The following is a 24,774-nucleotide window of genomic DNA, read 5'->3' on the forward strand; positions in this document are numbered from 1 at the left end:
GGGTGAGGGCGCCGCTACCGTCGAGCGCCCGTCGACCCGCCCGCCCTTGAGGACCCCCATGACCGATCGGATACCGGAGGCCGTGTCCTGGTGCCTGGCCCTTGGCCTGTTCACCGCCGTCGTCCTGCTCGTGCGTCAGCACGGCATCACCGCCCGCCAGCGCCGGCGCAACGCGGAACTCTCCCACGGCCTGCGGGCGCGGGACGCCGAGCTGCGTCACCTGCTCGCCGTCCGGCTGCCCGCCGTGGAGGACGCCGGCGACGGGACGGCGCCGCAGACCGGCCTGCTCGAGGCGCGCCTGGCCGGCACGGACTTCGCGGCCCGGCTCGAGGACGTGCTGCACCGGTTCGCCGCGGCCGTCGAGCACGCGCGGTCGCGCGCCGACCTGTCCGCGCAGACCGCCCTGAAGGCCTCGATGCGCTCCCTGCAGGCCCTGGCCAACGAACAGCAGGTGTCCATCGCCCGGATGCAGGACCGGCACGATCACCCCGACGTGCTGCGAGACCTGCTCGAAGTGGACCACACCAACGCCCAGTTCGGCCGGCGCGCCCAGGCCGTCGCCGTGCTCTGCGGCTCCTGGCCCGGGCGCCGGCGCGCCGCCTCGGCGCTCGTCGAGGTCGTCCGCGGCGCCACCTCCCGCATCCGCGACTACCGGCGCGTCCGCGTCAACGGAGACATCGGCGTCGCCGTGCGGAGCCGGGCGGTGGAGCCCGTGGTGCTCGCGATCGCCGAGCTGCTCGACAACGCGGCGCGCCACTCCCAGCCGCACACCACCGTCGAAGTCACGGTTCAGTCCGTGCACAACGGCGCCTGCGTCGTGATCGACGACGCGGGTGTGGGCATGGACAGCCAGGCGGTCGAGGCAGCCGCCGAACTGCTCTCCGGCAGGCGCACGACGGACGTCACCCGGCTGGGCGATCCGCCCCGCTTCGGCTTCGCCGTCATCGGCGTGCTCGCCGGGCGCTACGGCTTCAGCGTCTGCGTCGACACCCTGTCCCCCTACGGGGGCGTACGCGCCGTGGTGCTCCTGCCGTCCGGGCTGCTGACCCCCACGGACACCGCTGACGGCACCGGCCCGGCCGCCGCCCCCGGAACCACCCCCGCCTCCCTCACCCCCGCCCCCCACGCCCCCGCCACGGCGCCCGCGCCCACCGGCGAGCACACGCCCACACCCGATCTGGTGCCCTCCCGGTCCCCCGCCCCCGGGCACCGGGAGCCGACCACCCCCGGTGGCCTGCCCAGGCGCCGCCGCCGCTCCCTGCGGGAAGCGGCCGTGGAGCCCGCGGCCGGGCCCGCCGTGGAGGTCGGGGGCCGCTCGGCCGAGGAGAACGCCCGTCGTATGGGCGCCTTCGCCCGCGGCACCCGCTCCGGCCGGACCGCGCAGTCCACCGCCCACGCAGACGAAGGGAACAGCGAGAAATGACCGGGCCCGCCAACAACACGTTGGGCTGGATGCTGGACGAGGTGCTCAACGTGCCGCACGCACGGCACGCGATCCTGCTCTCGGCCGACGGAATGCTCCGTGCGCACTCGCAGGACATCGGCCGCGACGACGCCGAACGGCTGGCCGCGGGACTGTCCGGCGTGCAGTCGATCAGCCGCAGCACGGCGGAGTTCTGCGGCAGCCCGCACACCCCCTGGCGCCAAACACTGATCGAGTTCGCGAGCGGCTACGTCTTCCTGGTCGCCGCCGGCGAGGGCGCCTACCTCGCGGTCTCCACCGGCGAGGACGTGGACATGGAGGCGGTCACCTACCGCATGCACAAACTCGTCGACCGGCTCGGCCAGGAGCTGACCAGTCCCGCCCGGCAGGACGCCGGCAGCCCGGCATGACCGCCCGGCGCCACCCCGCGGACCGGCTGGTGCGGTCGTACGTCGTCACGGACGGCCGTGCGCACCCCACCCGCAACACCCTGGACCTGGTCACGCTGCTGGTCGTGACCGACGACCGGCCCCTGGCCGGCCTGAACCCGGAGAAACGCCGGCTGATGCGGCTGTGCCGGCCCGGCGCCCTGTCCGTCGCCGAGGTGGCCGGCCACCTCGGCCTGCCGGTCAGCGTCACCAAGGTCCTGATCGCCGACCTCATGGACAGCGGTCACCTCGTCACCCGCGCGCCGGTCCCCGCCGCCCGGCCGGCCGACGCCCGAATCCTCCAGGAGGTGCTCGATGGGCTCCGTGCCCGCCTCTGAACCCGCCGCGGCCGGCGTCCACCTGCCGCCCGGTGTGCACACCGCCGTCAAGCTGCTGGTCGTGGGCCACTTCGCGGTCGGCAAGACCACCTTCGTCGGTGCACTCTCCGAGATCCGGCCGCTGCGCACCGAGGAGGTGATGACGCAGGCCGGCGCCCTGGTCGACGACCTGGCCGGCCTGACGGACAAGACCACCACCACCGTGGCCCTGGACTTCGGCCGGCTCACGCTCAACGACCGTCTCGTGCTGTACCTGTTCGGCACCCCCGGTCAGCAGCGTTTCGCCCCGCTGTGGCACGACATGACACGGGGGGCGCTCGGCGCGCTCGTCCTCGCCGACATCCGCCGCCTCGGCCTGTCGTTCGAGGTGATGGGCGTGCTGGAGGAACTCGGCCTGCCCTACGCGGTCGCGCTGAACCAGTTCGACGACGCGCCCGCGCACGGACTCGACGAGGTCCGCGAGGCCCTCGACCTGCTCCCGGAGACCCCCCTCGTCCGCTGCGACGCACGCGACCGGGTCTCGTCCACCCGGGCCCTGATCCGTCTCGTCGAGTACCTCCTGACCCTCCCCCGCCCCGGGTCCCGCCCGGACGGGGACGTCCCCACCGGCCACCTGGAGCACCTGTGACCTCCCTCCCACCCCAGCCACCGCCCGTCCGCCCGGCCCACGAGCCGCTCTACGGCGCCGGCTTCGCCGCCGATCCGGCCGCCGCCTACCGGCGGCTGCGCGAGCACGGCCCGATCGCCCCGGTCGAGCTGGCACCGGGCGTGCGCGCCTCGCTCGTCGTCGGCTACGAGGCCGCCCTGCACGTGCTGCGCGGCACCGGGACCTTCTCCAAGGACCCCCGCCGCTGGCGCGAGCTGGCGGCCGGCGCCGTACCCGCGGACAGCCCGGTCGTACCGATGATGATGTACCGGCCGAACGCGCTGTGGACCGACGGCGCCGAGCACCGCCGGCTGCGCGGCGCCATCACCGACAGCCTCGCCCGGGTCAGTCCCGCCACCCTCCGCGGCTACGTCGAGACGTGCGCCGACACCCTGATCGACCGCGTCGCGCCCGCCGGACGGGCCGATCTGCTGGGCGACTACGCCCGGGTGCTGCCCCTGCTGGTGTTCAACCGCCTCTTCGGCTGCCCGGCCGACTACGGGGACCGGCTGGTCGAGGGGATGTCCGGCATCTTCGACGGGGTGGACGCCGAGAAGGCGAACGGCCTGCTCGCCACGACACTGCTGGACCTCGTCGCCCTCAAGCGGGAGCGGCCCGGGCACGACGTGACGTCCTGGCTCATGGCCCACCCGGCCGAGCTCACCGACGAGGAGATGGTCCACACCCTCGTGCTCCTCATGGGCGCGGGCACCGAACCGCAGCAGAACCTGATCGCGAACGCCCTGCGGCTGCTGCTCGCCGACGACCGGTTCGGGGGCAGTCTGTCGCGCGGCAGCCTGCCGGTGGAGGACGCCCTGGACGAAGTGCTGTGGACCGACCCGCCCATGGCCAACTACGCCGTCCACTACCCGGTGCACGACGTCGTGTACGAAGGGGTGAGTCTGCGCGAGGGCTGTCCCGTCGTCGTCTCGCTCGCCGCCGCGAACACCGACCCGGCCCTGGCGGCGGACCGGCGGACGGGCAACCGGGCGCACCTGGCGTGGAGCGCGGGCCCGCACAACTGCCCGGCCCAGGGCCCGGCCCGCCTGATCGCGGCCACCGCGGTGGAGAAACTGCTCGACCGCCTGCCCGAGACCGAACTGGCCGTCCCCGCCGAGGAGCTGGCCTGGCGGCCGGGGCCCTTCCACCGGGCACTGGTCGCGCTGCCCGTGGAGTTCCCGCCGGCCGCCGTGGTCGGCGGGCCCGCGCCGCTCGACGAAGGCTCCGCCGTGGCCGGGCCCGCCCACGGCCCCGGACCGTCCGCCACGGCGCCCGCGGCCGGCGGTGCCCGGCGTGGCTGGGCGGCCCGGCTGCGGGCCTGGTGGCGGGGGGACTGATCAGGACAGGTGGACCGGCAGCGCCCGGTGGCCGTTGGAGATGAAGGAGTCGACCGGCGTCAGCTCCGCGCTGTCGACGGCGAGCCGGAGCCCGGGGAAGCGGCCGAAGAGGGCCGGCAGCGCGACCCGGGCCTCCAGCCGCCCCAGGGGCGCGCCCAGACAGAAGTGGACCCCGTGGCCGAAGGAGAGATGCTCCTTGTCACCGCGCGTGACGTCGAAGACGGCGGCGGTCTCGCCGTACCTGTCCGGGTGGCGCCCGGCGGCGGCGTAGGCGGCGAGGATCGCCTCGCCCTTGCGGATCACCACGCCGTCCGGTCCGCCGAACGCGCTCATCTCCAGGTCCTCCACGGCATAGCGCAGCGGCAGGCTGGCCACGGGCGCGTCCACCCGCAGCACCTCCTCGATCACGTCGTCCCAGGAGGCACGGCCCGCGCGGACGTGGGCGAGCTGGGCGGGGTGGGCGAGCAGGAGGTGGATGGCGTTGTCGATGAGGTTGACGGTGGTCTCATGGGCGGCGCTGACCATCAGGACCAGGGTGTCCAGCAGTTCCTGCTCGCTCAGCCCCGTACCGTCCTCGCCGTCGCGCGCGGCGATCAGCGCCGAGGTCAGGTCGTCGCCCGGTGAACGCCGCTTGAGGGCGACGAGTTCGCCGAGCGCCGCGTAGAACCGGGCCTGGTTCTCGGTGACCTGCTCCGGGGTGGCGGAGGTGTGGAAGACGCCGTCCACCACCGCCCGCAGCTCCGCTCCCTGCTCCTCCGGCAGACCGAACAGCTCGCTGATCACCTGGATGGGCAACGGATAACAGAACGACTCGCGCAGGTCGACGGCTCCCCCGCGCCGCCCGGCCTCCTCGATGTCGTCCAGCAGGGCCTTGGTGATCGCTTCGATGCGGGGCCGCAGCGCCGCCGTGCGGCGGGCCGTGAACGCCTTGGAGACCAGGGCGCGCAGCCGCCGGTGCTCGCCGCCGTAGGCGGTGAACATGTTCCGCACCGCCACCCAGGTGTACAGGGGCCAGTCGGGGGATATCCCGCCCTCGATCCACCGGGTCCAGTGCCGGCGCGGGTCCTTGGAGACCCGGGAATCCACGAGCAGGCGCTTGAGGAGTTCGGGCGCGCCGACGGCCCACGCCCGGACTCCGCCCGGGAGTTCGACGAGGGTCACCGGTCCGCGTGCGCGCATCCGGTCGGCCTCGCCGTGGATGTCGCGTCCGGTCGGGTCGATCACTAAGGGTCGGGGGTCTTCCACCGCAGCCTCCTGGCGCTCGGACACCGGTACGAACGGTGAAGCTACTCGGGCGTAACGTGTCTGGCGAGACCGCCCGGCGCGCGCTGCGCACGAGCACAACTCCCCTGCGCGCGGGGGCAAGTCGACGACACCGTGTGCGCCCTAGGGTCGGTGTGTGTCGGACGGGAGAGCCGGTGGGTGCGATGACAGGCAGAGGGGTACCGCGATGGTTGCCGGCGCACGGCGTCGAGGTACGGACCCTGGCCGCCGGGGACTGGTGGGACGCCGTCCGCGTGCCGCTCGGACCCGGTCTGCGCGCGCTGCGGCACCTGGGGGACGCGACGGGAGCCGTGATCAGGGACGGCTACGGGGGCATCCTGTACTGGCTCGTCCCCCGCGGCGACGCCGCCGGCTGGCGACTGCCGCGCGTGACCGTCCTGGGCCCGGGTTCCTACGTGGCGGTGCCCCCGCCGCACCGCACGGCCGGCCCCGGCCTGTACTGGCAGGTGCCCGCGACCCGCGGCCGTGAGCTGACCGCGGCGCCCGTGCTGCACGCCGCTCTGCGCGCGGCGCTCCCGCCCGAGGAGTTCCCGGCCACCGGCCGGCCGTGACCGGATCGGCGGACCGCCCGTGCCCGGATGGCTGCCCGCGTGACCGAATCCACGGGGCGGCCGTGACCGGATGGCCGCCCGTGACCGTAACCACGGGCCGGCCGTGACCGATCCGCGGGCCGGCCGCCGGGCGTGCGGCAGGCGCGGGCCGCCGGGCGTGCGGCAGGCACCCGGCGGCCGGCCGGCTCAGCGGGTGCCGGTGCCAGTGCCTGTGCCGGTGCCGGTGCTGGTGCCTGTGCCGGTGCCGGTGCCGGTGATGGCGCTCGGGCCGCCCGCCTCCGGGGTGTACGGCCGCTCCGGAGAGGGGCCCTGGATCCGTTCGGGCGTGTACGAGGGCCGCCGGTGGGCCGGCGCGTGCGGCACGGCGGGCGGCGCGGCGGGGCCGCCCGCCCCGGCGAGCTTCTCCACCTCGTACGCCAGGGCCTCGCGCGCGGACTTGAGTTGCGTCTCCACGGACTGGATGGCGTCGAGGAAGGCGCGCGCCCAGGCCAGCCGGCGTTCGAGTTCCTCGAACTCGGCGGAGTAGTGGGTGCCGGCGCGGGCCCGGTACTGGAGTACGGCCCGCTCGGCCTCCCGCTGGGCCTGCTGCTGTGCCTGGCGCAGTACGTCGTGGTACTGCCGCCGGGCCTGGTCGGCGACCTGCCGGGCGTATTCGCGGGCCTGGGCGATCAGCGAGTCCGCCTGCTGCTGGGCGCGGGAGAGCAGGTTGACCGCTTCCACGGTCGGCTGCCGCTGCAGTACCGGCCTGGCGTCGCCGCCGTCCGGGCCGTCCGTCCGCTCGCCGCGGTCGCGGTAGAAGTTGCGCAGACGGTCGTTCTCGGCCCACAGCCCGGCCACGTCCTGGTGCAGTGCCGCGATCTCGTCGGCGACCCGCAGCATGAACCGGCCGACCTCCTCCTCGCTCAGGCCGCGCCGGCCGATCGGGGTGCGGGTGAACCGCTTGGTGCGGACCTGTTCGGGCGTCAGCCGGCGCTGGGCCTGGTGGTGGGGCGGGTTCATGCCTCGAAGTCCTTCCCGTGGAACGCGATGCCGTACTGCTCGCCGCCCAGGCCGGTGAACGACTCGAACCGGATGCGTTCGGCCGGCACGCCGCACTGCGCGAGGCGCTGCGCCGAGTCGCGCACCATCTGGTCGGAACCGCACACGTACACCTCGTGGTCGGTGAAGCGGCCGAGGCGCAGGGCCACCTCCACCGCGGTGCCGCGCTCCTGGGGGCCCAGGGCCACCTCGGAGACGGCCGGGGTGACGGTCAGCCAGCGGCGGTGGGACTTGGCGAGGTGCTCCAGCGCCGCCCAGTCGTACAGGTCGTGGTCGGTGCGTGCGCCGGCCACGAGCGTCACCGTGCGTTCCGGCCGCCCGCCCGGCTGCCCGGCCAGCTGCCCGATGAGGGCCTTCATCGGCGCCAGCCCGGTGCCGCCGGCGAGCAGCAGCAGCGGCCGGTCGCCGTCCGGGTCGAGGGTCAGCCGGTCGCCGACCGGGGCGCCGAGGCGCAGCACGTCGCCGACCTGGACGCCGTGCACCAGCGCGGAGGAGACCGGGCCGCCCGGCACCATGCGGACGTGCAGCTCGATGCCGCCGTCCGGACGCGGCGCGTTGGCCGGGCTGTAGTAGCGCCACAGTCCGGGGCGCAGGTGGGTCTCGACCGACAGGCTCTGGCCGGGCCGGAACTCCAGTCGGTAGGTGGGCTTGACGGTCAGTACGGCCACGTCCAGGGTGCGCCGTTCGTGGCTGATCACCTCGGCGTCCCACCAGGGCGGGCTGTCGGCGGCGGCCTTCTCGGCGGCCTCGGCCATGACCTTGGCCACGAGTTCGTAGGCCGCCTGCCAGTCGGCGGCCAGCTCCTCCGTCCAGCGCGGGCCCAGGAAGTGGGCGAGCGTCGCCAGCAGCGCGGCCCCCACCGCGGGATAGTGGTCGGCGGTCACGCTGAACTTGCGGTGGTCCCGGCCGAGTTGCCCGAGGTACGGCACGAGGTCGTCCACGCGGTCGACGCGGGACACGATGGTGCCCAGCGCGGTGAAGAGTTTGTCGCGCTGCCCCGCCATGCCGATCGGGAACATGTCCCGGGTCTGGGGATGGGTGAAGAACAGCGTCGAGTAGAAGAACAGCGGTACCTGGTCGCCGTGGCCGGCGACCAGGTTCCAGCTCTCCTGCAGGCGGCGAGCGTCCATCACCGTGTCAGGCTTCCCGTGCCGGCTCGTCGCCGGGCTGCCGCACGACCTGCTCGCGGACCGTGGCCAGTACCCCGGACACGTGCGTTATGACGTCCGCTCCGGCACCGTTCTGCCTCAGCACGTCCAGCAGGACGTGCCCCACCCGCTCGTAGTGCTCCCCGGTGATGTCCAGCCCCTGATGGGCCTCGGCCAGGCCCCGTCCGGTGTAGGTGTCCGGCCCGCCGAGCACCTTGGTCAGCATCAGCACCATGTGGCGCTTGAGCGAGGACAGGTCGGTGCCGGCGAAGTACGGGGACAGCTGCTCGTCCCGCAAGGCGTGGAAGTAGAGGTCGTCGACGACCGTCCTGACGGTCGGGGCGCCGCCGATCCGCTGGTAGTAGGCCGTTCCCGGCCGGTCCGCGGCCGGCTCCTGCGGGTGCGTGGTGGCAGCCTCGGGCTGCGTGGTGTCCGTCACTTGCGCCTTCCTCATCCGTGGTCGTCGAACGGCGGCACGCCGGTGTGCCTCATCCCCGTGTGCGTGTGCTCTCCTGCTCGCCTCCGGCCGGTCCGGCCGCGGTCCGGATCGCCGGCCGCCTGCCGGGGCTCCGCTGCGCCCGCCGTCGGCGGTCGGGTGACGCCGGTGTCCCAGCGGGCCGGCACTTCAGGTGGGTTTGCCCGTCGTGTACCGGTGTGCGGGGCGGGGCGCGCGGAGTCGGCATCCCGTCACTGGGAGCGATCGCCGGTGATCCTGTCGTAATGGGACGGCGGGTCGCAAGCCTGGTTGTGCGGGGGGCCCGGCGGGGGTTGGCCGGATCCGAGCGGTGGGGCCGGTCGCCGTCCGAAGCGGACAACACCGCTGTGGCCAGGGGGGAGTTGGCCAATCCGGTGGGCGTGCGGCCGGAGCGGGGGCGGCGAGTCCGCCGTGCCGGGCGGCGAACGGGCGGCCTGGGAGGGCCGAAGTGAGAACCGCCATATTGCACGAGCCGCCGGCATGGGCCACTCTGCCGCCGAGCACGCCGGTCGCCGGGTGCGCCGGGAACCGCTCCGCATACGGCCGGAAGAGACCCGGGCGGGCCCGCGCCGGCCCGCCCTCGCCGGACGCCGCGGCCGCCACCGCGCGGGCCGTGCGCGCCGGCGCCCGCCGCGGTGCCGTACTGTACGGGCGAAGGTGGCGCACACGCGGTCGACGGCGGAACGCCGGTCCGCGCGGGGCGCGACGGGTCTTCGCCGGGGCCGCGCCGCACCGCCGGATCCGCACCGCCTCGGAAGGACGAGCCCCGTGCTCACGTCGTACGCAGCCCATTTCGACACGCCCGCCGGCTACCTGGACTTCGCCCGGTTCGGTCCCCCCTCGCGGGACGCCGTGGCCGCCACCGCGCGGGCCATGGAGCAGTCCGCCCGGGCCGGTCACACCACGGTCGACGCTCTGATGCGCGCGGAAGAGGCGGCCCGGGACGCGGCCGCCCGTCTCGCGGGCTCCGACGCCCGGCACACCGTGCTGCTGCCGAACGCGTCCACCGGCCTGTTCCACGCCGCTCTCGGCATGCGTGCCGGGGTGGTCCTCGCGCCGCGCACCGACTTCCCCGCCAACCACTATCCGTGGCGCCGTGCCGCGGACCTCGGCCGGGTCGTACCGCGCTGGCTGGACCCGGCGCCCGGCGGCGGGGTCACCCCCGACCTGGTCCGTGCCGCGCTGACCGACGACGTCGTCGCCGTGTCCGTCAGCGCCGTGGACTTCCGCACCGGCTTCCGCGCCGACCTGGCGGCGCTGCGCGAGGCGATCGGCCGGGACCGGTTGCTGATCGTGGACGCCATCCAGGGTTTCGGGGTGGCCGACATGGCGTGGCAGGCGGCCGACGTGCTGGTCGCGGGCGGTCAGAAGTGGCTGCGTGCGGGCTGGGCCACCGGCTTCGCGACGCTGTCCGACCGGGCGCTGGAGTCGCTGGAGCCGGTGCTGACCGGCTGGACGGGCGTGCAGGACGCCGGCCTGTTCGACGGAGCCGAGCACCCGCCCGCCCCGGACGCGCGACGCTGGTCGATCACCCATCTCAGCCCGGTCGCCGCCGCCTCGTTCGCCGCCGCGCTGCACCTCGTCGAGCGGTACGGCGTGGCGGCGATCGAGGCGGCGATCGCCGCGCGGGTGGCCGAACTGACCGACGTGGTCGCCGGCTTCGGCGGACGGGTCCTCTCCCCCGCCGAACCGGCGCGGCGCGCGGGCATCCTCTCCTTCACGGTGCCCGGCCGCGATCCGTCGCTCGTCGCCAAGGCGTTGCACGCCGAGGGTGTCACGGCGACCGTGCGCGAGGACTCGCTGCGGCTGTCGCCGCACGCCTCGACCCCGCCCGAGGCGTGCGAACGGGTCGCCGCCGCGCTGGCGTCGCTGGGCGGCTGACGCGCCGACCCGGCCGGCCTCGGGGGCGCCACCGCCGTCCGTGCGGCCGGCGTCGCCGTCACGGCTCCGTGGGCAGCATGCCGCTCTCCCGCAGTTCCTGCCGGCAGGCAGCCGGGACGGGCGTGCGGAACTGCGCGGCGCAGTCGCGGAGTTCGGCCGCCGAGCGCGGCCGGCTGTGGGCGCGGGCAGACAGTGCGGACCCGTGCCCACGGCTGAGGTCAGAGCAGGTCAGAGATGCGATTCACCCCCGGCCTGGAGGCCGGGGCACTCTCGCGAGATCAGCGGTAGACCACGTCGACGCGGTCCAGGCCGAGCCGGCCGAGGGAGGCGTCCAGGGAGCGGCGGACGCCGTCGGCGCTGAAGTCCGGGACCCGGCGGTGCGTGGCCGGGACGGCGAACCCGTGCGCGAGGTCGTCCCCGTCCCCGTCGCCCGGCTCCAGGCGGCGGCCGACCTTGGTGGAGACGGTGCGGCAGGCGCGGTCGTACCCGCGCAGGGCGGCCCCCAGGCGCCGTTCGGACAGGCCGAGGCCGTAGTGCGGAGCGGTGTCGAAGTAGCGGACGCCCTGCTCCAGACGGCGGCCACCGCCTCGTGCGCCTCCTCCTCGCCCACGGGCGTGCAGAGGTTGCCGAGCGCGGCGCCGCCGAAGCCGAGGGCGGTGACCTGCACGCCGCTGCGGCCGAGGACGCCCGTCGCTTCGGGGGCGTGACCGGCCGGACGGCGGCCGGCGTCGTCGGCGGCGGGGCCTGTGGTCCGGGACACGGGACTCCTACGCACGGGCGGGAGGGCTCTCGGCACGCGGTCGCCGCCGCGGGCGGCAGGTCTCCCGCTCGTGCGGCCTGTCGGCGCGGCCGTACCCGTCCTTGCCGACCGCTGCCCGAACGCAAGCCCGTACCGCCCCCGCCCCGTGGCGTCGCCCGCACCGCCCCGCCGCGTGGCGTCGCCTCGCGTCCGGGACGTCCGCGGCGTCTCGGGGTGTCCGGGACGTGCAGGGCGTCCGGGCGGCCGCGCGTGCCGCCTCAGGCAGCGTGCATCGCGCATCGTGCACCGGGTATCCGAACGGTGTCCGACCGGCGACGGAAGGGAGGCCGGGGCCGTGTCGCTCTCTCATGCACTCCAGCAGGGAGTGCTGGTCATCACCGTGCACGACGATCCGGGTACGGACGAGCGGTCCCAGCCGGCCTCGCGGATCGCCGACCTGCTCCAGGCGTACCGGCCGGCCTCTGTCGTCGTCGTCCTCGACCGCGCGGCGGTGTCGCCTGCCGTGGTGGGCGCCGTCCTGGACGCCCACCGCTTGTGCGATCGTCTCGGAGCGGTGATGGCGGTCGCCACGCACGACGCCCCCGCGCGGCGCAGGCTCGAGGCCGGTGCCGCCGGTCACGGCACCCGTCTGGTCGTGCACGCCCGCGTCGACGTCGCCATCGCCGGGGCCGCCGTCATCGCCGCGGCGGCCCAGGCGGTGCCGAGGTTCCCCGAAGCGCTGGTCAACAGGCCGTTACCGGGGGGAAGATGGCGGCCATGACGGCTGAAGGCTCCTCCATCGACCCCACCAAGCCCAGTATCGCCCGCGTGTACGACTACCTCCTCGGCGGCAAGGACAACTACGCCGTGGACCGGGAGATCGGCGAGGTCTTCAAACGCGACCTGCCCGGTTCGGTGGCGATCGCCTTCGCCAACCGTGCGGCGCTGACCCGGGCGGTGAAGGAGATCGCGACCAGCACCGGTGTACGGCAGTTCATCGACCTCGGCAGCGGCCTGCCCACCGCCGACAACGTCCACCAGGTCGCGCAGCGGCACGCCCCCGAGTCCCGGGTCGTCTACGTCGACATCGACCCCCAGGTGCTGATCCACGGGCGGGCGCTGCTGGAGGAGAACGACCGGACCCGGGTCGTTCCGGCCGACGTGCGCAAGCCCGAGGACATCCGCACCCACCCCGACACCCGGCAGCTGATCGACTTCGAGCAGCCCGTCGCCGTCATGTTCAGCGCGATCCTGCACCACGTCAACGACGAGGAGGACCCGGCCGGCATCGTCCGCTACTGGCGCGACCAAGTGCCCTCCGGGAGCTACTTCTTCGTCAGCCACTTCCGCTCCGGCAACAACCCGGAGACGGTGGAGGCCGAGAAGGTCCTCCAGGAGACCTTCGGCCGCGGGAGGTGGCGCACCGACGCGGAGATCGCGGCTTTGCTGGACGGTCTGGAGATTCTCGACCCGGGGATCGTCCCCGCCCCGCTGTGGCGGCCCGACACGGTCGACGGACCGTGGGCCGGCGGCGGCCGCGAACTCACCGTCTGGGAGCGGCTGATCGCCGCCGGGCTGGCCCGGAAGCCGTAGCGGAACGCCCCGGTGGCGCCGGGGCTCCCCCTGAGGAGAGTGCCCCCGGCGCCCCGCCCGTTCCGGCTATTTCGGCAGCCAGGCGTAGCAGCCCGACGAGACGAAGGTGCGGGTGCCGGCCGGGATCCTGGCGGTGATCCTGCTCCCGCCGGCCGGGCCGGGACCGGACGCCAGGACCTTGCCGTCCGCGCCCAGCGCCTTCCAGGTGCAGCCGGTGGCGGTGGTCAGCGACCGGTAGGCGCCCGGCTCCGGGTTCTTGCGGGTGCCGTCGGCGAAGCCGGTCGCGGCGGTGGTCAGCAGCGGCTTGAGGTCCGGGCAGAGCTGGCTGATCGCGGCTTCCGCGGACGGCACCTCGTCGGTGATGATCGCGCCGACGGCGGCGTCCTTGTCGTGGGCGGCGGTGCGCTCCATGCGCTGGCAGGTCTCCTGCCCGGCCTGGAGCACGGCGGCGGGGTCGATGTTCCGGGGCACCCGGCCGTGCAGGTACTTCTTCTCCTTGGCGGTGAAGGATCCGGTCGCGGGGGTGAGTCGGGCGTCGGGCAGGACCTCCTGCTTGCTGCCCTTGCCGTTCTTCGGTTTCTTGGAGGACGCCGGCGGGCCGTCCGGGTCTGTAGCGGTCGCCCCCGGCGCGGGGCTCGCCCCGTCCTCGGGCACGGCGGCGGCCTGGTCGTCGGAGATGCCGCGGGTGGGCTCGGGCCCGGCGTGTGTGCCGCCGTGCGAGGAGCAGCCGGTGAGTACGAGGAACGCGGCGAGGGCGACGGTGCCGGCGCCGCGCCGCAGAGTCCGGGAAGTGGAAGTGCGCATACGGGCTCCTGCGGCCCCGATGGGCCATGGGTGACGAGCGGCCCGCGGCGGGCCGCGGGCAGGGCGGGAGGGGTGCGGGGCACCGGAGCTCGGTCCGGTGCCCCGCACGGGAAGGGGTGGGGCCCGTTACGGCGCCCCGAAGGTCAGCACCAGCTGCGGGGTGTTCTCCGCGGCCGGCGCCTCACTGGACCACAGCCACAGGGCGTCCGTCCCGGCGCTGGTCAGCGCCAGGTCGTAGCTGCCGCCCAGGGCCGGGGAGAGCGCCGCGGTGTCGAGCGACGCCGAGTACACCGCCGAGACGTCGGTGGCCCCGCCCAGCGTGCCGATCACGGACGACGACAGGGAGGGCCTGGAGGTGTAGGTCGTTCCCGTCTCCGTCCAGCTGCCGGTGACCGGCCGCACGGAGACGTCGTCCGTGCTCCCGGCGCTGCTCAGCGTCGTGGTCTTCACCGCCAGCCGGGCGCTCTTGAGCACCGTCCCGGCCGGCGCGGACGGCAGGTCGAAGCGCAGATACGTCTCGTACGCCGCGCTGCCGCGGACCGCCAGCGAGGTGGAGGTGCCGTAGTTGGTGCCGGCGGCACCGGCGTTGACGTACGTGTCCTCGGACGCCCTCACGGTCTGCACGCTGTCGGCCGGGGCCGAGGCCAGGGTGTAGTGGCTCTGCACCTGGGCCGCGCTCAGCACCGACGGGTAGACCGCGGTCTCGTCGACCTGCCCGGCGAAGTAGTCGCTGGTGGGCCGGTTCGGCCAGCCGTTGAGGTTGTCGCCGCCGACGTGCCAGTACCCCTGGTAGGCCTGGTTGCTCGTCTCGGCCAGCGTGCCGGCCTGGGCGCCGTCGACGTACAGGACCATCCCGGAGGGGCCCTGGGTGGCGACGACGTGGTGCCAGGAACCGTCGTTGTAGCTGCCCGGCGAGGTGATGGTGCGGGCGGTGCCCGTCCACACGCCGAAGACCAGCCGGCCGTCGTTGCGCATGTAGACGTGCTTGTCGTAGTTCCCGCTGGCCCGTGTGGTGTTGTTGCCGAACCCGATCAGCTTGCCGCCCCGGGTGGTGGTGGTCCGGAACCAGGTCTCGACCGAGTACCGGCTGGGCACCGTGGTGCGCTTGTCGCTGTAGACGAGCTGGTTGCTGCCGTTGAAGCCGATGGCGGTGGACGGGCCGGTCACGGCCGCCGGGGTCTGCCTCAGCGAGGCGCCGTTGAAGTGCACGCCGTTCTGGTCGGCGGGCGAGGAGTCGCCGACGAACGGCGTGGTCGACTCGTCGTAGCGCCAGTACAGGCCCGCGCCGTCGTCGAGCACCTTCGAGGGGTACTTCTGGGCGGAGGCCGGCACCGTCACCGTGGCCGCGGCGGACAGCGCGGAGGTGTTGCCCGCGCCGTCGGTGGCGGTCACCCGGTAGGTGTAGGTGGAGCCGGCCGTGACGTCCGTGTCGGTGAACGACAGCTGCGGGCGCGACCACTCCACGGAGTCGCCCTCCACGGTGTGGACGGGTGTGGAGCCGCCGTTGCGGTAGACCTTGTACGTCAGTCTGGTGTCGTCCGTGTCCAGACTCGCGCGCCAGCGGACCTGGACCTCGGTCGGCCGCACCGAGTCGGCGCCGGCCACCGGCACCGTCGGCGCACCGGTGTCCGGGGAGGCCGCGAAGCGGGTCAGGCCCTGGGCGGGCGAGCCGTTGACGGTGGTGAACTCGCCGCCGACCCACATGTACTTGTTGCCGTCGGTCTCGGAGACGGCCATGGCGCGCGGGCCGATTCCCTCGCCGAGCCCGTCGTTGGTGTCCGGGAACCAGCCCAGCTTGCCGGTGCCGGTGGTCGGCTGGGCGAGCAGGTGGTGGCGCCGCCCGTCGGGGAACTCGCCCACGCTGGAGCAGTCGTGGGCGTGCGAGGCGCTGTAGAGCACGCCCTGGTAGGACTTGACGGCCTGGGTGGCGCCCAGGCAGGTGTCGCGCCAGCGCTGGCCGAGCGTCGACAGGTCCAGGGCGATACGTCCGTCGAAGACGCCGCCTCCGGTGCCCTCGTTGCCGGTGTAGAAGCCCGTGGCGTCGGTGTCGATCGTCTTGACCACCGAGTTGGTCTCGATGAAGCCCGGGTAGGTGCGGACGTTGGCGCCCGTGGTGGCGTCGACGACGGCCAGGGCGTGGGAGTTGGCGCCGTTGACGGTGAAGAAGTCACCGCCGAGGATCACGCTGCCGCCGTCCGGGGTGACCGCGAGGGCCCGGCCGGGCTCGTCGGCGTCGGCCTGGAACGGCCTGACCGCTCCGCTGCCGGCGTCCACGGCCGCGAACCGCGCGTGCGCGCTGCCGCCGACCGTGGAGAAGTCGCCGCCCAGGTACACGGTGTCGTCGGTGACGGCGAGCGCCCGCACGGTGGCGGACACGCTCGGGTGGAAGCTGGCCCTGGGCGTGCAGGTGGCGATGTCGATGGCGGCGAGGCTGCTGACCGGTGTGCCGTTGACCGCGCCGAAGTAACCGCCCGCGTACAGGGTCTTCTTGTCGGGCGAGACGGCCAGCGCGCGCACGGTCGCGGTGCCGCTGCCGACGGTGAAGGACAGCTTGCAGGACGTGGGACTGCCGCTCGCCGCGTCCAGCGCGACGAAGTTCACCGCGTTCTGGGCGGTGCCGCTCGCCCCGTCGGGCGGGCGCACCTGCGAGAAGGTGCCGCCGGCGAAGACCGTGCCGTTGGCCTCCGCCAGGGCCCACACGACGCCGTTGGTCTGCCAGGTGGGCAGGTCGTCGGCGGTGAAGGCGACGGGCGGGGTCAGTGCGGCGGCCGGCTGCGGCAGGGCCACCAGGCCCAGCCCGGCCGTGGTGGACAGAACGAGGGCGGCGCTCAGCCGCCTGGATCTTCTCATGTACCCCCCGGCTCCGGGGCCCGGCTGCGGGCCCCTGCCTTGACGGACCCGCGGATTTCCCCAAATCCAACAGGCCCGAACGTACGTGTTGTTGTCTCGTGAACCATACGAGTACATGACACCCCATGGGAGGCACTTGACTCATCCGGGGGGAAATTCCGCCGGGTCGGCGGGTGTTCCGGACGTCGCGGCTGTCGCGCCGCCGGGTCGGCGGGTGTTCCGGCGTCGCGGCGGTCGCGGCACCGGTGTACGGAGGTGACGAGGCGGGGCCGATCACCACCGAAGCGGCCGTAGGGTGCGGTTCGCCGCACAACAGGCCGCCCGGCACACTACAGTTCGCACCGGAAGCCACCGGCGTCCGCGGAGGACAGCATGACCGATCGGGCCGCTCCAGTCGCGCGCCACCACCGAAGGCCGTCGGGCCGCCGCCGGCGCACCGCGCTGGGCGCCCTGGCCGGTCTGCTGCTGCTCGCGCTGATCGCGGGCACCGGGCTGGCGCTGGACCGCGAGGTGGGCCCGCGCGGCGCGGAGCACCGGCACACCGCGGCGCTGCCGTTCGACCTGCCGGGCACCGAGGTGCTGCGCCACAGCCCGCGGCTGGTCTTCGCGCACTACTTCCCGCCCTACCCGCTCTCCCTGGACAACCGGCCGGCCGAGCGGGACTACTACGCCCGCAACTACCTCACACCGCAGGGCGAGCAGGGCAGGCACGCGTTCTACGGCGGGCTGCTGCGCGACCGGCCGCTGCCGGTGCCGCCCTCGCGCGGCGACTGGGAACTGGCCAACCTGGAGCGGGAGGTGAGGACGGCCCGGGACGCCGGGGTGGACGGCTTCACCGTCGACATCCTCTCCCTGACCGGCACCAACCGGCACCGCGTCGACCTGCTGCTGCGCGCCGCGCACCGGGTCGACCCGGGCTTCAGGATCGTGCTGATGCCGGACATGACGTCCCTGCGTACCGACCCGCGCGCCCTGGCCGACCAGCTGGCGGTGCTCGCCGCCTCCCCGGCCGCCCACCGTCTGGCCGACGGACGCCTCGTGGTCGCGCCGTTCAAGGCCGAGGAACACGGGCCCGCCTGGTGGCGGCAGGTCACCGCGCGTCTGCGCGAGCACGGCGTGGCCACCGCCCTCGTCCCCGTCTTCCTGAACTTCCGCGCCAACGCCGAGCGGTTCGCGCCCGTCAGTTACGCCTTCTCGTCCTGGGGCAACCGCAGCTACACCCGGCAGGACGACGTGCCCGGCAACGTCCGGCTCGCCCACGCGCTGGGCAAGAAGTGGATGCAGGCGGTGTCCGTGCAGGACACCCGGCCCAACCAGGGTGTCTACGACGAGGCCGGCAACACCGCCACCCTGCGGTCCACCTGGAACCACGCGATCTCCGACGGCGCCGACTGGGTGCAGCTGACCACCTGGAACGACTACTCGGAGGGCACCCAGTTCGCGCCGTCGCTGCACAACGGCCACGCCTATCTGGACATCTCCTCCTACTACCTGACCCGCTTCAAGACCGGCGCCTGGCCGCGGATCGTCCGCGACACCGTGTACGTCACCTCCCGCGTCCAGTTCACCGGCACCGGCAGCGCCGCACGGCAGCCCCGGCTGATGCGCCCGCGCCCGGGCACCGCGCCCCCGCGTGACCAGGTGGAGCTGCTGACCTTCCTGACCGCGCCGGCCACGGTGTCCGCACGCGTGGGCGCCGTCCCGCACGCCTGCCGTGCCCCGATCGGCGTGCACGCCCAGTACCTGCCGCTGGCTCCCGGCCGCACCGAGGCCGTGGTCCGCCGCGCGGGGGCCGCCGTCGCCTCCGTCACGACCCGCTTCCCGGTCCGGCGCACGGTCGCCGTGCAGGACCTGCAGTACTACGCGGTCTCCAGCCGCCGCTGATCCCTCAGACGCCGGCCAGTTCGGCGTTCGCGCGCCGTGTGATCAGCGTCAGCACACGGCCCGCCACCGCGAGGTCCCCGGCCGGGATTCCGTCGTACAGCCGGGCGGAGATCTCGGCGGTCTCGGCGGTGGTGGTCTCGTACCGGCGCCGTCCGGTGTCCGTGAGCCGCACCGCGGACACGTGCTGCGGGTCCGCCTCCAGCAGCCCGGCGGCCGTCAGCTCCGCCATCGCGGCGCGGACGACGGACTCCTCGGTCTTCAGCGAGCCGGTGACGTCGGCGGCCAGCTCGTCGCCGTCCCTGGTCCCGCCCGCGGCCACGACGGACCGGAGGGTCACACTCTGGTGGAACGTCATGCCGTGGCGGGCCAGCACGCCCTCCAGGAGGGCTCGTGCGGCGTGGTGCGCCAGGGCAACGACCCGGCCGTCGAGGGCGGGCTCGGTGGTGGTCATGGCTGCTCCTTGTCGTGGTCTGCTTCCTGGGCGTACGGATCGAGGGGTGCGTCGAGCAGGGTCGCCAGCTCGCGGACGAACTGGCGGGTACGCGGGCTGTCCTGTCCGCCGAGCGGCTCGAGCATCTGGTCCAGCAGGCCCTGGACCACGCCGATCGCACGGCGTGCGACGTCGCGGCCCTGCCCGGTGAGCGACAGCCGCATGGCGCGCGGGTCGTCCGGGTCCCGGGTGCGGGCGAGCAGCCCGCCGGCCTCCAGCGCGCGGGCGAGCTTGGAGACGTACAGCGGCTCCAGCCCGGTGTGGTCGGCGAGGCGGCGCTGGCTGGGCCGCAGCCCGGAGCGCTGCATGCCGTACAGCGACGCCATCAGCGCGTACTGGGCGTGGGTCAGGCCCAGCGGACCGACCGCCCGGTCGACGGCCACCCGCCACTTCATCGACAGGCGCCACACGAGGAATCCGGGCGTGGCGCTCTCCGCTGCTGAGCTCATGGCAATACCGTACATGGCTACTATGTACATGACTACTGTTTTCTTCCGCCTGCCCGGGCGGGGTCCGGCGCTCGGACGCCTAAACTGCGTGAATGCGCATACGTCCGATCGTCGGCCCGGTACCCGACAGCGGGGTGCGTCCCGCCGGCGGCATCGACGAGATCGCCGGGCAGCTCGCCGCCGGCCGGGTGGCCGTACTGACCGGCGCCGGTATCTCCACCGACTCCGGCATCCCGGACTACCGCGGGCCCAACGGGTTGTGGCGGAAGGACCCCGAGGCCGAGAAGCTCGTGACGTACGAGTACTACATGAGCGACCCGGACATCCGGCGGCGGTCCTGGCAGATGCGGCGCAGGAACCGCGCTCTGCAGGCCGAGCCGAACGCCGCGCACCGGGCCGTGGCCGAACTGGAGCGCTCCGGGATCCCGGTCCGGGTGATCACACAGAACGTCGACGGCCTGCACCAGCGCGCCGGGCTGCCCGCCCGCAAGGTCCTCGAACTGCACGGCACCGTACACAGCGTGGTGTGCACCCGGTGCGGCGCGCGCGGCCCGATGGAGGACGCCCTCGCCCGGGTCGAGGCCGGCGAGAACGACCCGCCCTGCCGGGACTGCGGCGGCATCCTGAAGTCGGCCACCGTCATGTTCGGCGAACGCCTCGACCCGGAAGTCCTCGGCGAGGCGGTCGCCATCACCAAGGCCTGCACCGTGTTCATCGCCGTCGGCACCAGCCTCCAGGTCCAGCCCGCCGCCGGCCTCGCCGGCGTGGCCGCCGACCACGGCGCCCGCCTGATCATCGTCAACGCCGAACCGACCCCCTACGACGACCTCGCCGACGAGGTCCTACGCGAACCCATCGGCACAGCCCTGCCCACACTGCTGCACCGACTGAGCACCGGAAGCGACTGCTGACAACCGCCGATTCAGGCGGGTTCGGCCTGCGCGACCCTGCAACGCCCGGGTGGCAGGCTGCCACTGGCCAAGGGGACGAGGTTCCCCGTGAAGCCATCCGATGACATGGTTGACTGATCATCCAGGGCAGAACAGACGGCCGATCGAAGGGGAACGGGTTGTCTTTCGAAGAGGAGTGGGCCCAGTTGAAGGCCGATGCGCTGGCGCGGCGTTCGACGGGCATGCAGATCGATCAGCTGCCGGCGGATGTGGGCGGTGGCACAGGTGCACCAGCCGCCGGGAGCCTGGTGGCCAAAACCGATTCGATCAACGGCAATGCGAATCTGCTGATCGAGATAGCAGGGTTCCTCCACGAGGGCCGGCCGGACGCCGAACTCACCACCATGGCCCGGGAGCCCCGAGCGCACGAGGACGTGGCCAAGCAGGTGGCACGGTTCGCCCAATTCGCCGATGACCAGTACCTCGATGCGGTCGCCCTGTTCGCGGCACTCTCCACCCGCTTGCGCACCGCCGGCAGCGACTTCGTGAAGGTCGACGGCGACACGGCACAGCACTTCCTCGACAACGTCCTGCGCTATGGCCAGTACGTCGCTCCGGAGGCGCGATGAGCAGCGGCATCAGTCACCGCGAGGACGTCGAGTTCCTGGAGAGCTGCAGTCCTCCCCTCGTCGAGCGAAACGCGGACGAGTTCAAGCGCCTTCACGACATGCTCGTGGCGGTCGTCCCTTCAGCCGAGCGGGCCGAGAAGCACACGCAGTGGAAGAGCGAGGGCAGTCAGCACTACGAGGCCCGACTCACCGAAAGCCGCAAACTCGTTGCACAACTCGCCGAAGGCTATGACAAAGCCGCCGGGGCCCTGCGGGACTACGCGTTCGCACTGGAGGTCGCCAAGACCCACTACGCCAACGGCAAGGCGAACGAACAGGCCCTGGCGAAACTGATCCACACCAAGGGCACGGCGATCACCCGCGATGCCCAGGAGGCGGAGCCGATGCGCCAGTGGGAGGACATGCGCGCCACCACCGGTGTCATGGACTTCTTCGCCGAACTCACCATGGACGTCGACGACATCCGCGACGACGCGAACCGGCTGCACGATGCCGCCGGCGGGGATTTCCATCTGGCCAAGACCACCGAGCACGAGGCACGCGAGCTCTGCGTCCACCAGCTCAAGCAGGCGTACGACTTGTTGCCGGACTTCCGCATGGGCTTCATCCACCGCGTCGACATCGTCTCCGCAATCGCGGAGTTGCGGCGAGAGGCGGCCGAGGCAAGCACGAACCCGCTGACGCGGCTGCCCGGCAGCGGCCCCAAACAGGACTACTACCCCACCGCCGGGAACGACATCGTCTCCCCGACTCTGCGCGACATCCGCCTCCAGGTCGCCAACCTCCCCGGAGCAAAGGACAGTTACTGGAGCCCGCCGGCCAACGCCCAGGAGCGCGCCGACTGGATCGCGGCGAACAAGGAGATCATCAAGGCGGCGGCGCGCAACTCGGGGCTCCCGCCGGACATGGTCGCCGGTATCGCCTGGCAGGAGATCGGCGGACAGCCCGGCATCCTCGACGACATCACCGACACCATCCGCGAACAGGCTGACTCCCCGCTCAGCCCGATCGCCCCCGAGAGCCTGCCCTGGCGCCTTGGTGGCGACCCCGACAACACATCCATGGGACCCATCGCCATCCAGGTGCGACGCGGCGCCGAGGTCCTGGGCTACAACCCCGACCACCTCACCGACCAGCAGCGCAACATAGTAGAAGATTCCCTCCAGGATCCCGCGCAGAACATCTTCATCGCCTCGGAGTACCTGGCCCAGCTCAAGGCGGAGAGCGAGTTCGCCAACGTGCCCGCCGAGGAAATGACTCCAGCTCAATACCAGGAGCTCGCTTCTCGTTACAACGGTGGCCCGTACTGGCAGACCGACGACGCCCAGGCGTACGGGCGTGGCTTCATGAACAATCTGGACAACGCAAGGAGCGCACTGCGCTGATGACCAGCCCTTCCCACGTGGACGACGACCGCGGCTGCCTCCGCCTGGTCCTCGCCGTACCACTCGTCCTGCTCACCCTCATCGCCGCATATTTCTGCTGGACTGCACTGACCATCCAGCCGTCCGGGCCTTGGGACGACGACGCGTACGCCGGCATCGTTCTGTCGTGCGTCCTCACCATCGGGGCGGCCGGTGCGGCGACGGCGTTGTGGGTACTGCCGCCGGTACGTCGGGTCATGCGGTGGTGGTGGGTAGGACCGGCCCTGTTGCTCGGAGTGGTCGCGATGGTGCGGTGGGTCATGGGCGGCTGAGCCCGGTGCGCCCACCCGCCCCCACAGCACCCACCCACGGCTGTCTCGTACGCACCCGTCCCAGTGGCTTGTGTTACATCTGCCCATGCCTTGCGAGTCCGGCATCCCCGACTACCGGGGCGTCAGCGGGCGGCACCGGCGCCACTCCCCCATGACGTACCAGGACTTCGTCTCCGACGAGCAGAACCGGCGCCGCTACTGGGCCCGCGGCTACCTCGGGCGCCGCGCCATCGCCGCCGCCCGCCCCAACGCCGGGCACCTCGCCGTGCAGGCGCTGCGCGCCTCCGGCCACGTCGACGCGGTGATCACGCAGAACGTCGACGGGCTGCACCACGCCGCCGGGACCACGGACACCGTCGCCCTGCACGGCAGCCTGGACCGCGTGGTCTGCCTCGGCTGCGGGACCGTCGGCCCGCGCGACGCACTGGATGCCCGGCTTCTGGCCGCCAACGGGGAGTTCGTCGACGCGCAGCGCACCGCCGCGCTCGCCGTCAACCCCGACGGCGACCTGGAACTGCCCGACGACCTCGTCGACGCCTTCCGCGTCGTGCCGTGCGAGCGGTGCGGCGGCGTGCTCAAGCCGGACGTCGTGTTCTTCGGCGAGAACGTGCCCAAGCCGCGCATGCGGCACTGCTTCGACCTGGTCGACGCGGCCGGCTCCGTGCTGGTCCTCGGCTCCTCGCTGGCCGTCCTGTCGGGACTGCGCCTGGTGCGGCGGGCGGCGAAGGACGGCAAGACCGTCTCCCTGGTCAACCTCGGTCCCACACGTGCCGACGACATCGCGCACGCCCACGTGGCGCGACCGCTCGGCAGGGTCCTCACCGAACTCACCGAACGCCTCGGCATCCCGGCACCGGGACGGACCGGCGCCGGCGGGGACGCCGCCGTGCCCGCCGCCGACCGTCCGTAGGCGCCACGTCACCGTGGTACGCCGTCACCGCGCGGGCGGCGCGGCGCGGCGCTCATGGCGTGAGCGCGCCACGCGGTGCGCCGCGAGCAGCAGTTCACGTGTGGCCTCACGGGTGCGGGGGCCCGGGTTCACCACCGCCAGCCAGCCCTGCCTGCCGTAGACGGGGTGCGCCATCACGGTGTCGGCGGTGCCGGGATCGATCGCGGCCGGGCCCTGCTCGCGGGGCGCGTGCCCGGTCCACCGGGTGAAGGCGTCCCTCCCGGCGAACACGTTCACCCGGAAGGCGTCCGCCCGGTGCAGCAGGGACCCCTCGTCTCCGGGGTAGTCCTTGGTCACGATCGTCGCGAACGGCTGCCCGGTGGCCGGCACGATGCCGTCCGGGGCGTAGTAGAAGAACGTGTCGCCCCAGCTGATCTCCGGCGAGCCGTCGCCGGGTGCGGGCCTGAGGGTCAGGACGCCGTCGAGGCCGTTTACAAATCCGATGATCTCCTCCATGGTCATGTGCTCCAGCGTGGCATTCATGTGCTTGTGGAGACTTCGACGCGAGTGAGGAGGCGGTCCGGGGTGGAAAGCCTCGAATCGAGGGGTATGCGCACCGTCGATGTGGCGCGGCGCGCCGGGTACTCCGTGCAGCAGATCCGCAATCTCGAGCGTGACGGCGTGCTCCCGCCGGCCTCGCGCACCGCCACGGGCCACCGGGTGTACGGGGAGCGGCATCTGCGGTCCGCGCTCGCGTACCGCGCGCTCGCGGCGGGCGCCGGCCCGGTCGAGGCGAAGAGGATCGTGCGGGCCTTCCACCACTCGCCCCTGTCGCAGGCGCTGGCTCTCCTCGACGCGGCGCACACCCGGCTCGACGCCGAGCGCGCGCTGCTGCGGCAGGCCCGGGAGGCGGCCCGGGCTATTTCCGGGGAGCCGGTCGGCGACGTACGCCCGTCGGACGCGATGAGCGTCTCCGAACTCGCCGCCGCGCTCGGCGTACGCCCCTCGACTCTACGGCACTGGGACGCGGAGGGCCTGGTCGTCCCGGACCGCGATGCCGGGCGGGGGACCCGCCGGTACACGCCCGTCCAGGTGCGGGACGCGCGGATCGTGCATCAGCTGCGCCAGGCCGGCTACGGCGTCGCGCCCCTGCGGGCCCTCATGCCCCGGCTGCGCGACGCCCACCGCCTCGGGGACGTCGTGTCCGCGCTGGCCGCCCGGGACGCGGGCATCGAAGCCCGCTCCAGGGCTCTGCTGCGGGCCGCCGCCGCCCTCGACGCCGTGCTCTCCCCGGACACCCCGGCTCTCTGAC

General features: G+C 73.4%; 25 protein-coding genes and 1 pseudogene. 16 read left to right on the plus strand and 10 right to left on the minus strand.

Annotation, left to right across the window (positions count from 1 at the left end; all coding sequences use genetic code 11):
- Positions 1–58: 58 nt before the first annotated feature.
- The 5 genes from ACI2LW_RS06850 to ACI2LW_RS06870 are packed head-to-tail and all read left to right on the plus strand — an operon-like array spanning position 59 to position 4,172.
- The gene (locus ACI2LW_RS06850) at positions 59–1,423 is read left to right on the plus strand and encodes an ATP-binding protein (protein WP_404730086.1); all 1,365 of its coding nucleotides are present in this window, start codon (positions 59–61) and stop codon (positions 1,421–1,423) included.
- On the plus strand, positions 1,420–1,833 hold the full coding sequence (locus tag ACI2LW_RS06855; protein WP_404730087.1) for a roadblock/LC7 domain-containing protein: 414 nt from the start codon (positions 1,420–1,422) through the stop codon (positions 1,831–1,833). The genes ACI2LW_RS06850 and ACI2LW_RS06855 overlap by 4 nt, the downstream gene beginning before the upstream one ends.
- Positions 1,830–2,189, plus strand: coding sequence for a DUF742 domain-containing protein (locus ACI2LW_RS06860; protein WP_404730088.1), 360 nt, complete (start codon positions 1,830–1,832; stop codon positions 2,187–2,189). The genes ACI2LW_RS06855 and ACI2LW_RS06860 overlap by 4 nt, the downstream gene beginning before the upstream one ends.
- Entirely contained in the window at positions 2,167–2,817 is a 651-nt protein-coding gene (locus ACI2LW_RS06865) for a GTP-binding protein (protein WP_404730089.1), read from the plus strand. Before ACI2LW_RS06860 ends, ACI2LW_RS06865 begins: the two co-directional genes overlap by 23 nt.
- On the plus strand, positions 2,814–4,172 hold the full coding sequence (locus ACI2LW_RS06870) for a cytochrome P450 (protein ID WP_404730090.1): 1,359 nt from the start codon (positions 2,814–2,816) through the stop codon (positions 4,170–4,172). The genes ACI2LW_RS06865 and ACI2LW_RS06870 overlap by 4 nt, the downstream gene beginning before the upstream one ends.
- Here ACI2LW_RS06870 and ACI2LW_RS06875 read toward each other — a convergent pair whose 3' ends face one another.
- Positions 4,173–5,417, minus strand: a complete 1,245-nt coding sequence (locus ACI2LW_RS06875) for a cytochrome P450 (protein WP_404730196.1) — start codon at positions 5,415–5,417, stop codon at positions 4,173–4,175. It lies immediately after the preceding gene.
- Between the two features lie 209 nt (positions 5,418–5,626).
- Here ACI2LW_RS06875 and ACI2LW_RS06880 point away from each other — a divergent pair, with 209 nt between their 5' ends.
- Positions 5,627–6,007: a hypothetical protein gene (locus ACI2LW_RS06880; protein ID WP_404730091.1), complete on the plus strand. Its 381-nt coding sequence runs from the start codon at positions 5,627–5,629 to the stop codon at positions 6,005–6,007.
- 186 nt (positions 6,008–6,193) lie between these two features.
- Here ACI2LW_RS06880 and ACI2LW_RS06885 read toward each other — a convergent pair whose 3' ends face one another.
- The 3 genes from ACI2LW_RS06885 to ACI2LW_RS06895 are packed head-to-tail and all read right to left on the minus strand — an operon-like array spanning position 6,194 to position 8,632.
- Positions 6,194–7,006 (minus strand): DivIVA domain-containing protein, encoded by an 813-nt coding sequence (locus ACI2LW_RS06885; protein WP_404730092.1) that lies wholly within the window; start codon positions 7,004–7,006, stop codon positions 6,194–6,196.
- Positions 7,003–8,175 (minus strand): globin domain-containing protein, encoded by a 1,173-nt coding sequence (locus ACI2LW_RS06890; RefSeq protein WP_404730093.1) that lies wholly within the window; start codon positions 8,173–8,175, stop codon positions 7,003–7,005. Before ACI2LW_RS06890 ends, ACI2LW_RS06885 begins: the two co-directional genes overlap by 4 nt.
- 7 nt (positions 8,176–8,182) lie before the next feature.
- Positions 8,183–8,632: a group 1 truncated hemoglobin gene (locus ACI2LW_RS06895; protein WP_404730094.1), complete on the minus strand. Its 450-nt coding sequence runs from the start codon at positions 8,630–8,632 to the stop codon at positions 8,183–8,185.
- 804 nt (positions 8,633–9,436) lie between these two features.
- Here ACI2LW_RS06895 and ACI2LW_RS06900 point away from each other — a divergent pair.
- On the plus strand, positions 9,437–10,549 hold the full coding sequence (locus ACI2LW_RS06900; protein WP_404730095.1) for an aminotransferase class V-fold PLP-dependent enzyme: 1,113 nt from the start codon (positions 9,437–9,439) through the stop codon (positions 10,547–10,549).
- 284 nt (positions 10,550–10,833) lie between these two features.
- Here the strand turns inward: ACI2LW_RS06900 and ACI2LW_RS06905 are convergent.
- A pseudogene (locus ACI2LW_RS06905) lies at positions 10,834–11,216 on the minus strand (aldo/keto reductase); the annotation flags it as partial.
- 427 nt (positions 11,217–11,643) lie between these two features.
- Here ACI2LW_RS06905 and ACI2LW_RS06910 point away from each other — a divergent pair.
- Positions 11,644–12,069, plus strand: coding sequence for a hypothetical protein (locus ACI2LW_RS06910; RefSeq protein WP_404730096.1), 426 nt, complete (start codon positions 11,644–11,646; stop codon positions 12,067–12,069).
- On the plus strand, positions 12,066–12,881 hold the full coding sequence (locus ACI2LW_RS06915; RefSeq protein WP_404730097.1) for an SAM-dependent methyltransferase: 816 nt from the start codon (positions 12,066–12,068) through the stop codon (positions 12,879–12,881). Before ACI2LW_RS06910 ends, ACI2LW_RS06915 begins: the two co-directional genes overlap by 4 nt.
- 66 nt (positions 12,882–12,947) lie before the next feature.
- On the opposite strand, the gene ACI2LW_RS06920 is transcribed toward ACI2LW_RS06915, so the two are convergent.
- Positions 12,948–13,685, minus strand: a complete 738-nt coding sequence (locus ACI2LW_RS06920; protein ID WP_404730098.1) for a hypothetical protein — start codon at positions 13,683–13,685, stop codon at positions 12,948–12,950.
- A 126-nt stretch (positions 13,686–13,811) separates the two neighbouring features.
- Entirely contained in the window at positions 13,812–16,535 is a 2,724-nt protein-coding gene (locus ACI2LW_RS06925; protein ID WP_404730099.1) for a DNRLRE domain-containing protein, read from the minus strand.
- Positions 16,536–16,907: 372 nt separating this feature from the next.
- Here ACI2LW_RS06925 and ACI2LW_RS06930 point away from each other — a divergent pair, with 372 nt between their 5' ends.
- Positions 16,908–18,419, plus strand: coding sequence for a glycoside hydrolase family 71 protein (locus ACI2LW_RS06930; protein WP_404730100.1), 1,512 nt, complete (start codon positions 16,908–16,910; stop codon positions 18,417–18,419).
- 4 nt (positions 18,420–18,423) lie between these two features.
- Here ACI2LW_RS06930 and ACI2LW_RS06935 read toward each other — a convergent pair whose 3' ends face one another.
- Both ACI2LW_RS06935 and ACI2LW_RS06940 read right to left on the minus strand, forming a co-directional pair.
- Positions 18,424–18,870, minus strand: coding sequence for a MarR family transcriptional regulator (locus tag ACI2LW_RS06935; protein ID WP_404730101.1), 447 nt, complete (start codon positions 18,868–18,870; stop codon positions 18,424–18,426).
- Positions 18,867–19,358: a MarR family winged helix-turn-helix transcriptional regulator gene (locus ACI2LW_RS06940; protein ID WP_404730102.1), complete on the minus strand. Its 492-nt coding sequence runs from the start codon at positions 19,356–19,358 to the stop codon at positions 18,867–18,869. Before ACI2LW_RS06940 ends, ACI2LW_RS06935 begins: the two co-directional genes overlap by 4 nt.
- Before the next feature lie 92 nt (positions 19,359–19,450).
- On the opposite strand from ACI2LW_RS06940, the gene ACI2LW_RS06945 reads away from it, so the two are divergent.
- From ACI2LW_RS06945 to ACI2LW_RS06965, 5 genes are all read left to right on the plus strand, one after another.
- Entirely contained in the window at positions 19,451–20,269 is an 819-nt protein-coding gene (locus tag ACI2LW_RS06945; protein ID WP_404730103.1) for an SIR2 family NAD-dependent protein deacylase, read from the plus strand.
- A 158-nt stretch (positions 20,270–20,427) separates the two neighbouring features.
- Positions 20,428–20,877, plus strand: a complete 450-nt coding sequence (locus ACI2LW_RS06950) for a hypothetical protein (RefSeq protein ID WP_404730104.1) — start codon at positions 20,428–20,430, stop codon at positions 20,875–20,877.
- Positions 20,874–22,262, plus strand: coding sequence for a hypothetical protein (locus tag ACI2LW_RS06955; RefSeq protein WP_404730105.1), 1,389 nt, complete (start codon positions 20,874–20,876; stop codon positions 22,260–22,262). Before ACI2LW_RS06950 ends, ACI2LW_RS06955 begins: the two co-directional genes overlap by 4 nt.
- Positions 22,262–22,573, plus strand: coding sequence for a hypothetical protein (locus ACI2LW_RS06960; RefSeq protein ID WP_404730106.1), 312 nt, complete (start codon positions 22,262–22,264; stop codon positions 22,571–22,573). Before ACI2LW_RS06955 ends, ACI2LW_RS06960 begins: the two co-directional genes overlap by 1 nt.
- An 85-nt stretch (positions 22,574–22,658) precedes the next feature.
- On the plus strand, positions 22,659–23,483 hold the full coding sequence (locus tag ACI2LW_RS06965; RefSeq protein ID WP_404730107.1) for a Sir2 family NAD-dependent protein deacetylase: 825 nt from the start codon (positions 22,659–22,661) through the stop codon (positions 23,481–23,483).
- Between the two features lie 24 nt (positions 23,484–23,507).
- On the opposite strand, the gene ACI2LW_RS06970 is transcribed toward ACI2LW_RS06965, so the two are convergent.
- Positions 23,508–24,005 carry a DUF6194 family protein gene (locus ACI2LW_RS06970; RefSeq protein WP_404730108.1) on the minus strand — a complete coding sequence of 166 codons (498 nt, stop codon included), beginning with the start codon at positions 24,003–24,005 and terminating at the stop codon, positions 23,508–23,510.
- 66 nt (positions 24,006–24,071) lie between these two features.
- On the opposite strand from ACI2LW_RS06970, the gene ACI2LW_RS06975 reads away from it, so the two are divergent.
- The gene (locus ACI2LW_RS06975) at positions 24,072–24,773 is read left to right on the plus strand and encodes a MerR family transcriptional regulator (protein ID WP_404730109.1); all 702 of its coding nucleotides are present in this window, start codon (positions 24,072–24,074) and stop codon (positions 24,771–24,773) included.
- Position 24,774: the final 1 nt, after the last annotated feature.

The organism is Streptomyces sp. NPDC004065 (assembly GCF_044903565.1).
Taxonomy (GTDB): Bacteria; Actinomycetota; Actinomycetes; order Streptomycetales; family Streptomycetaceae; genus Streptomyces.

Excerpts from the sequence above, each read along its gene's own strand:
- ACI2LW_RS06930 (WP_404730100.1), top strand. The coding sequence starts at position 16,908 with ATGACCGATCGGGCCGCTCCAGTCGCGCGCCACCACCGAAGGCCGTCG.
- ACI2LW_RS06965 (WP_404730107.1), top strand. The coding sequence starts at position 22,659 with ATGCCTTGCGAGTCCGGCATCCCCGACTACCGGGGCGTCAGCGGGCGG.
- ACI2LW_RS06945 (WP_404730103.1), top strand. The coding sequence starts at position 19,451 with ATGCGCATACGTCCGATCGTCGGCCCGGTACCCGACAGCGGGGTGCGT.
- ACI2LW_RS06920 (WP_404730098.1), bottom strand. The coding sequence starts at position 13,685 with ATGCGCACTTCCACTTCCCGGACTCTGCGGCGCGGCGCCGGCACCGTC.
- ACI2LW_RS06855 (WP_404730087.1), top strand. The coding sequence starts at position 1,420 with ATGACCGGGCCCGCCAACAACACGTTGGGCTGGATGCTGGACGAGGTG.
- ACI2LW_RS06850 (WP_404730086.1), top strand. The coding sequence starts at position 59 with ATGACCGATCGGATACCGGAGGCCGTGTCCTGGTGCCTGGCCCTTGGC.
- ACI2LW_RS06925 (WP_404730099.1), bottom strand. The coding sequence starts at position 16,535 with ATGAGAAGATCCAGGCGGCTGAGCGCCGCCCTCGTTCTGTCCACCACG.
- ACI2LW_RS06940 (WP_404730102.1), bottom strand. The coding sequence starts at position 19,358 with ATGAGCTCAGCAGCGGAGAGCGCCACGCCCGGATTCCTCGTGTGGCGC.
- ACI2LW_RS06890 (WP_404730093.1), bottom strand. The coding sequence starts at position 8,175 with ATGGACGCTCGCCGCCTGCAGGAGAGCTGGAACCTGGTCGCCGGCCAC.
- ACI2LW_RS06970 (WP_404730108.1), bottom strand. The coding sequence starts at position 24,005 with ATGAATGCCACGCTGGAGCACATGACCATGGAGGAGATCATCGGATTT.
- ACI2LW_RS06975 (WP_404730109.1), top strand. The coding sequence starts at position 24,072 with ATGCGCACCGTCGATGTGGCGCGGCGCGCCGGGTACTCCGTGCAGCAG.
- ACI2LW_RS06885 (WP_404730092.1), bottom strand. The coding sequence starts at position 7,006 with ATGAACCCGCCCCACCACCAGGCCCAGCGCCGGCTGACGCCCGAACAG.
- ACI2LW_RS06915 (WP_404730097.1), top strand. The coding sequence starts at position 12,066 with ATGACGGCTGAAGGCTCCTCCATCGACCCCACCAAGCCCAGTATCGCC.
- ACI2LW_RS06865 (WP_404730089.1), top strand. The coding sequence starts at position 2,167 with ATGGGCTCCGTGCCCGCCTCTGAACCCGCCGCGGCCGGCGTCCACCTG.
- ACI2LW_RS06955 (WP_404730105.1), top strand. The coding sequence starts at position 20,874 with ATGAGCAGCGGCATCAGTCACCGCGAGGACGTCGAGTTCCTGGAGAGC.
- ACI2LW_RS06935 (WP_404730101.1), bottom strand. The coding sequence starts at position 18,870 with ATGACCACCACCGAGCCCGCCCTCGACGGCCGGGTCGTTGCCCTGGCG.
- ACI2LW_RS06860 (WP_404730088.1), top strand. The coding sequence starts at position 1,830 with ATGACCGCCCGGCGCCACCCCGCGGACCGGCTGGTGCGGTCGTACGTC.
- ACI2LW_RS06960 (WP_404730106.1), top strand. The coding sequence starts at position 22,262 with ATGACCAGCCCTTCCCACGTGGACGACGACCGCGGCTGCCTCCGCCTG.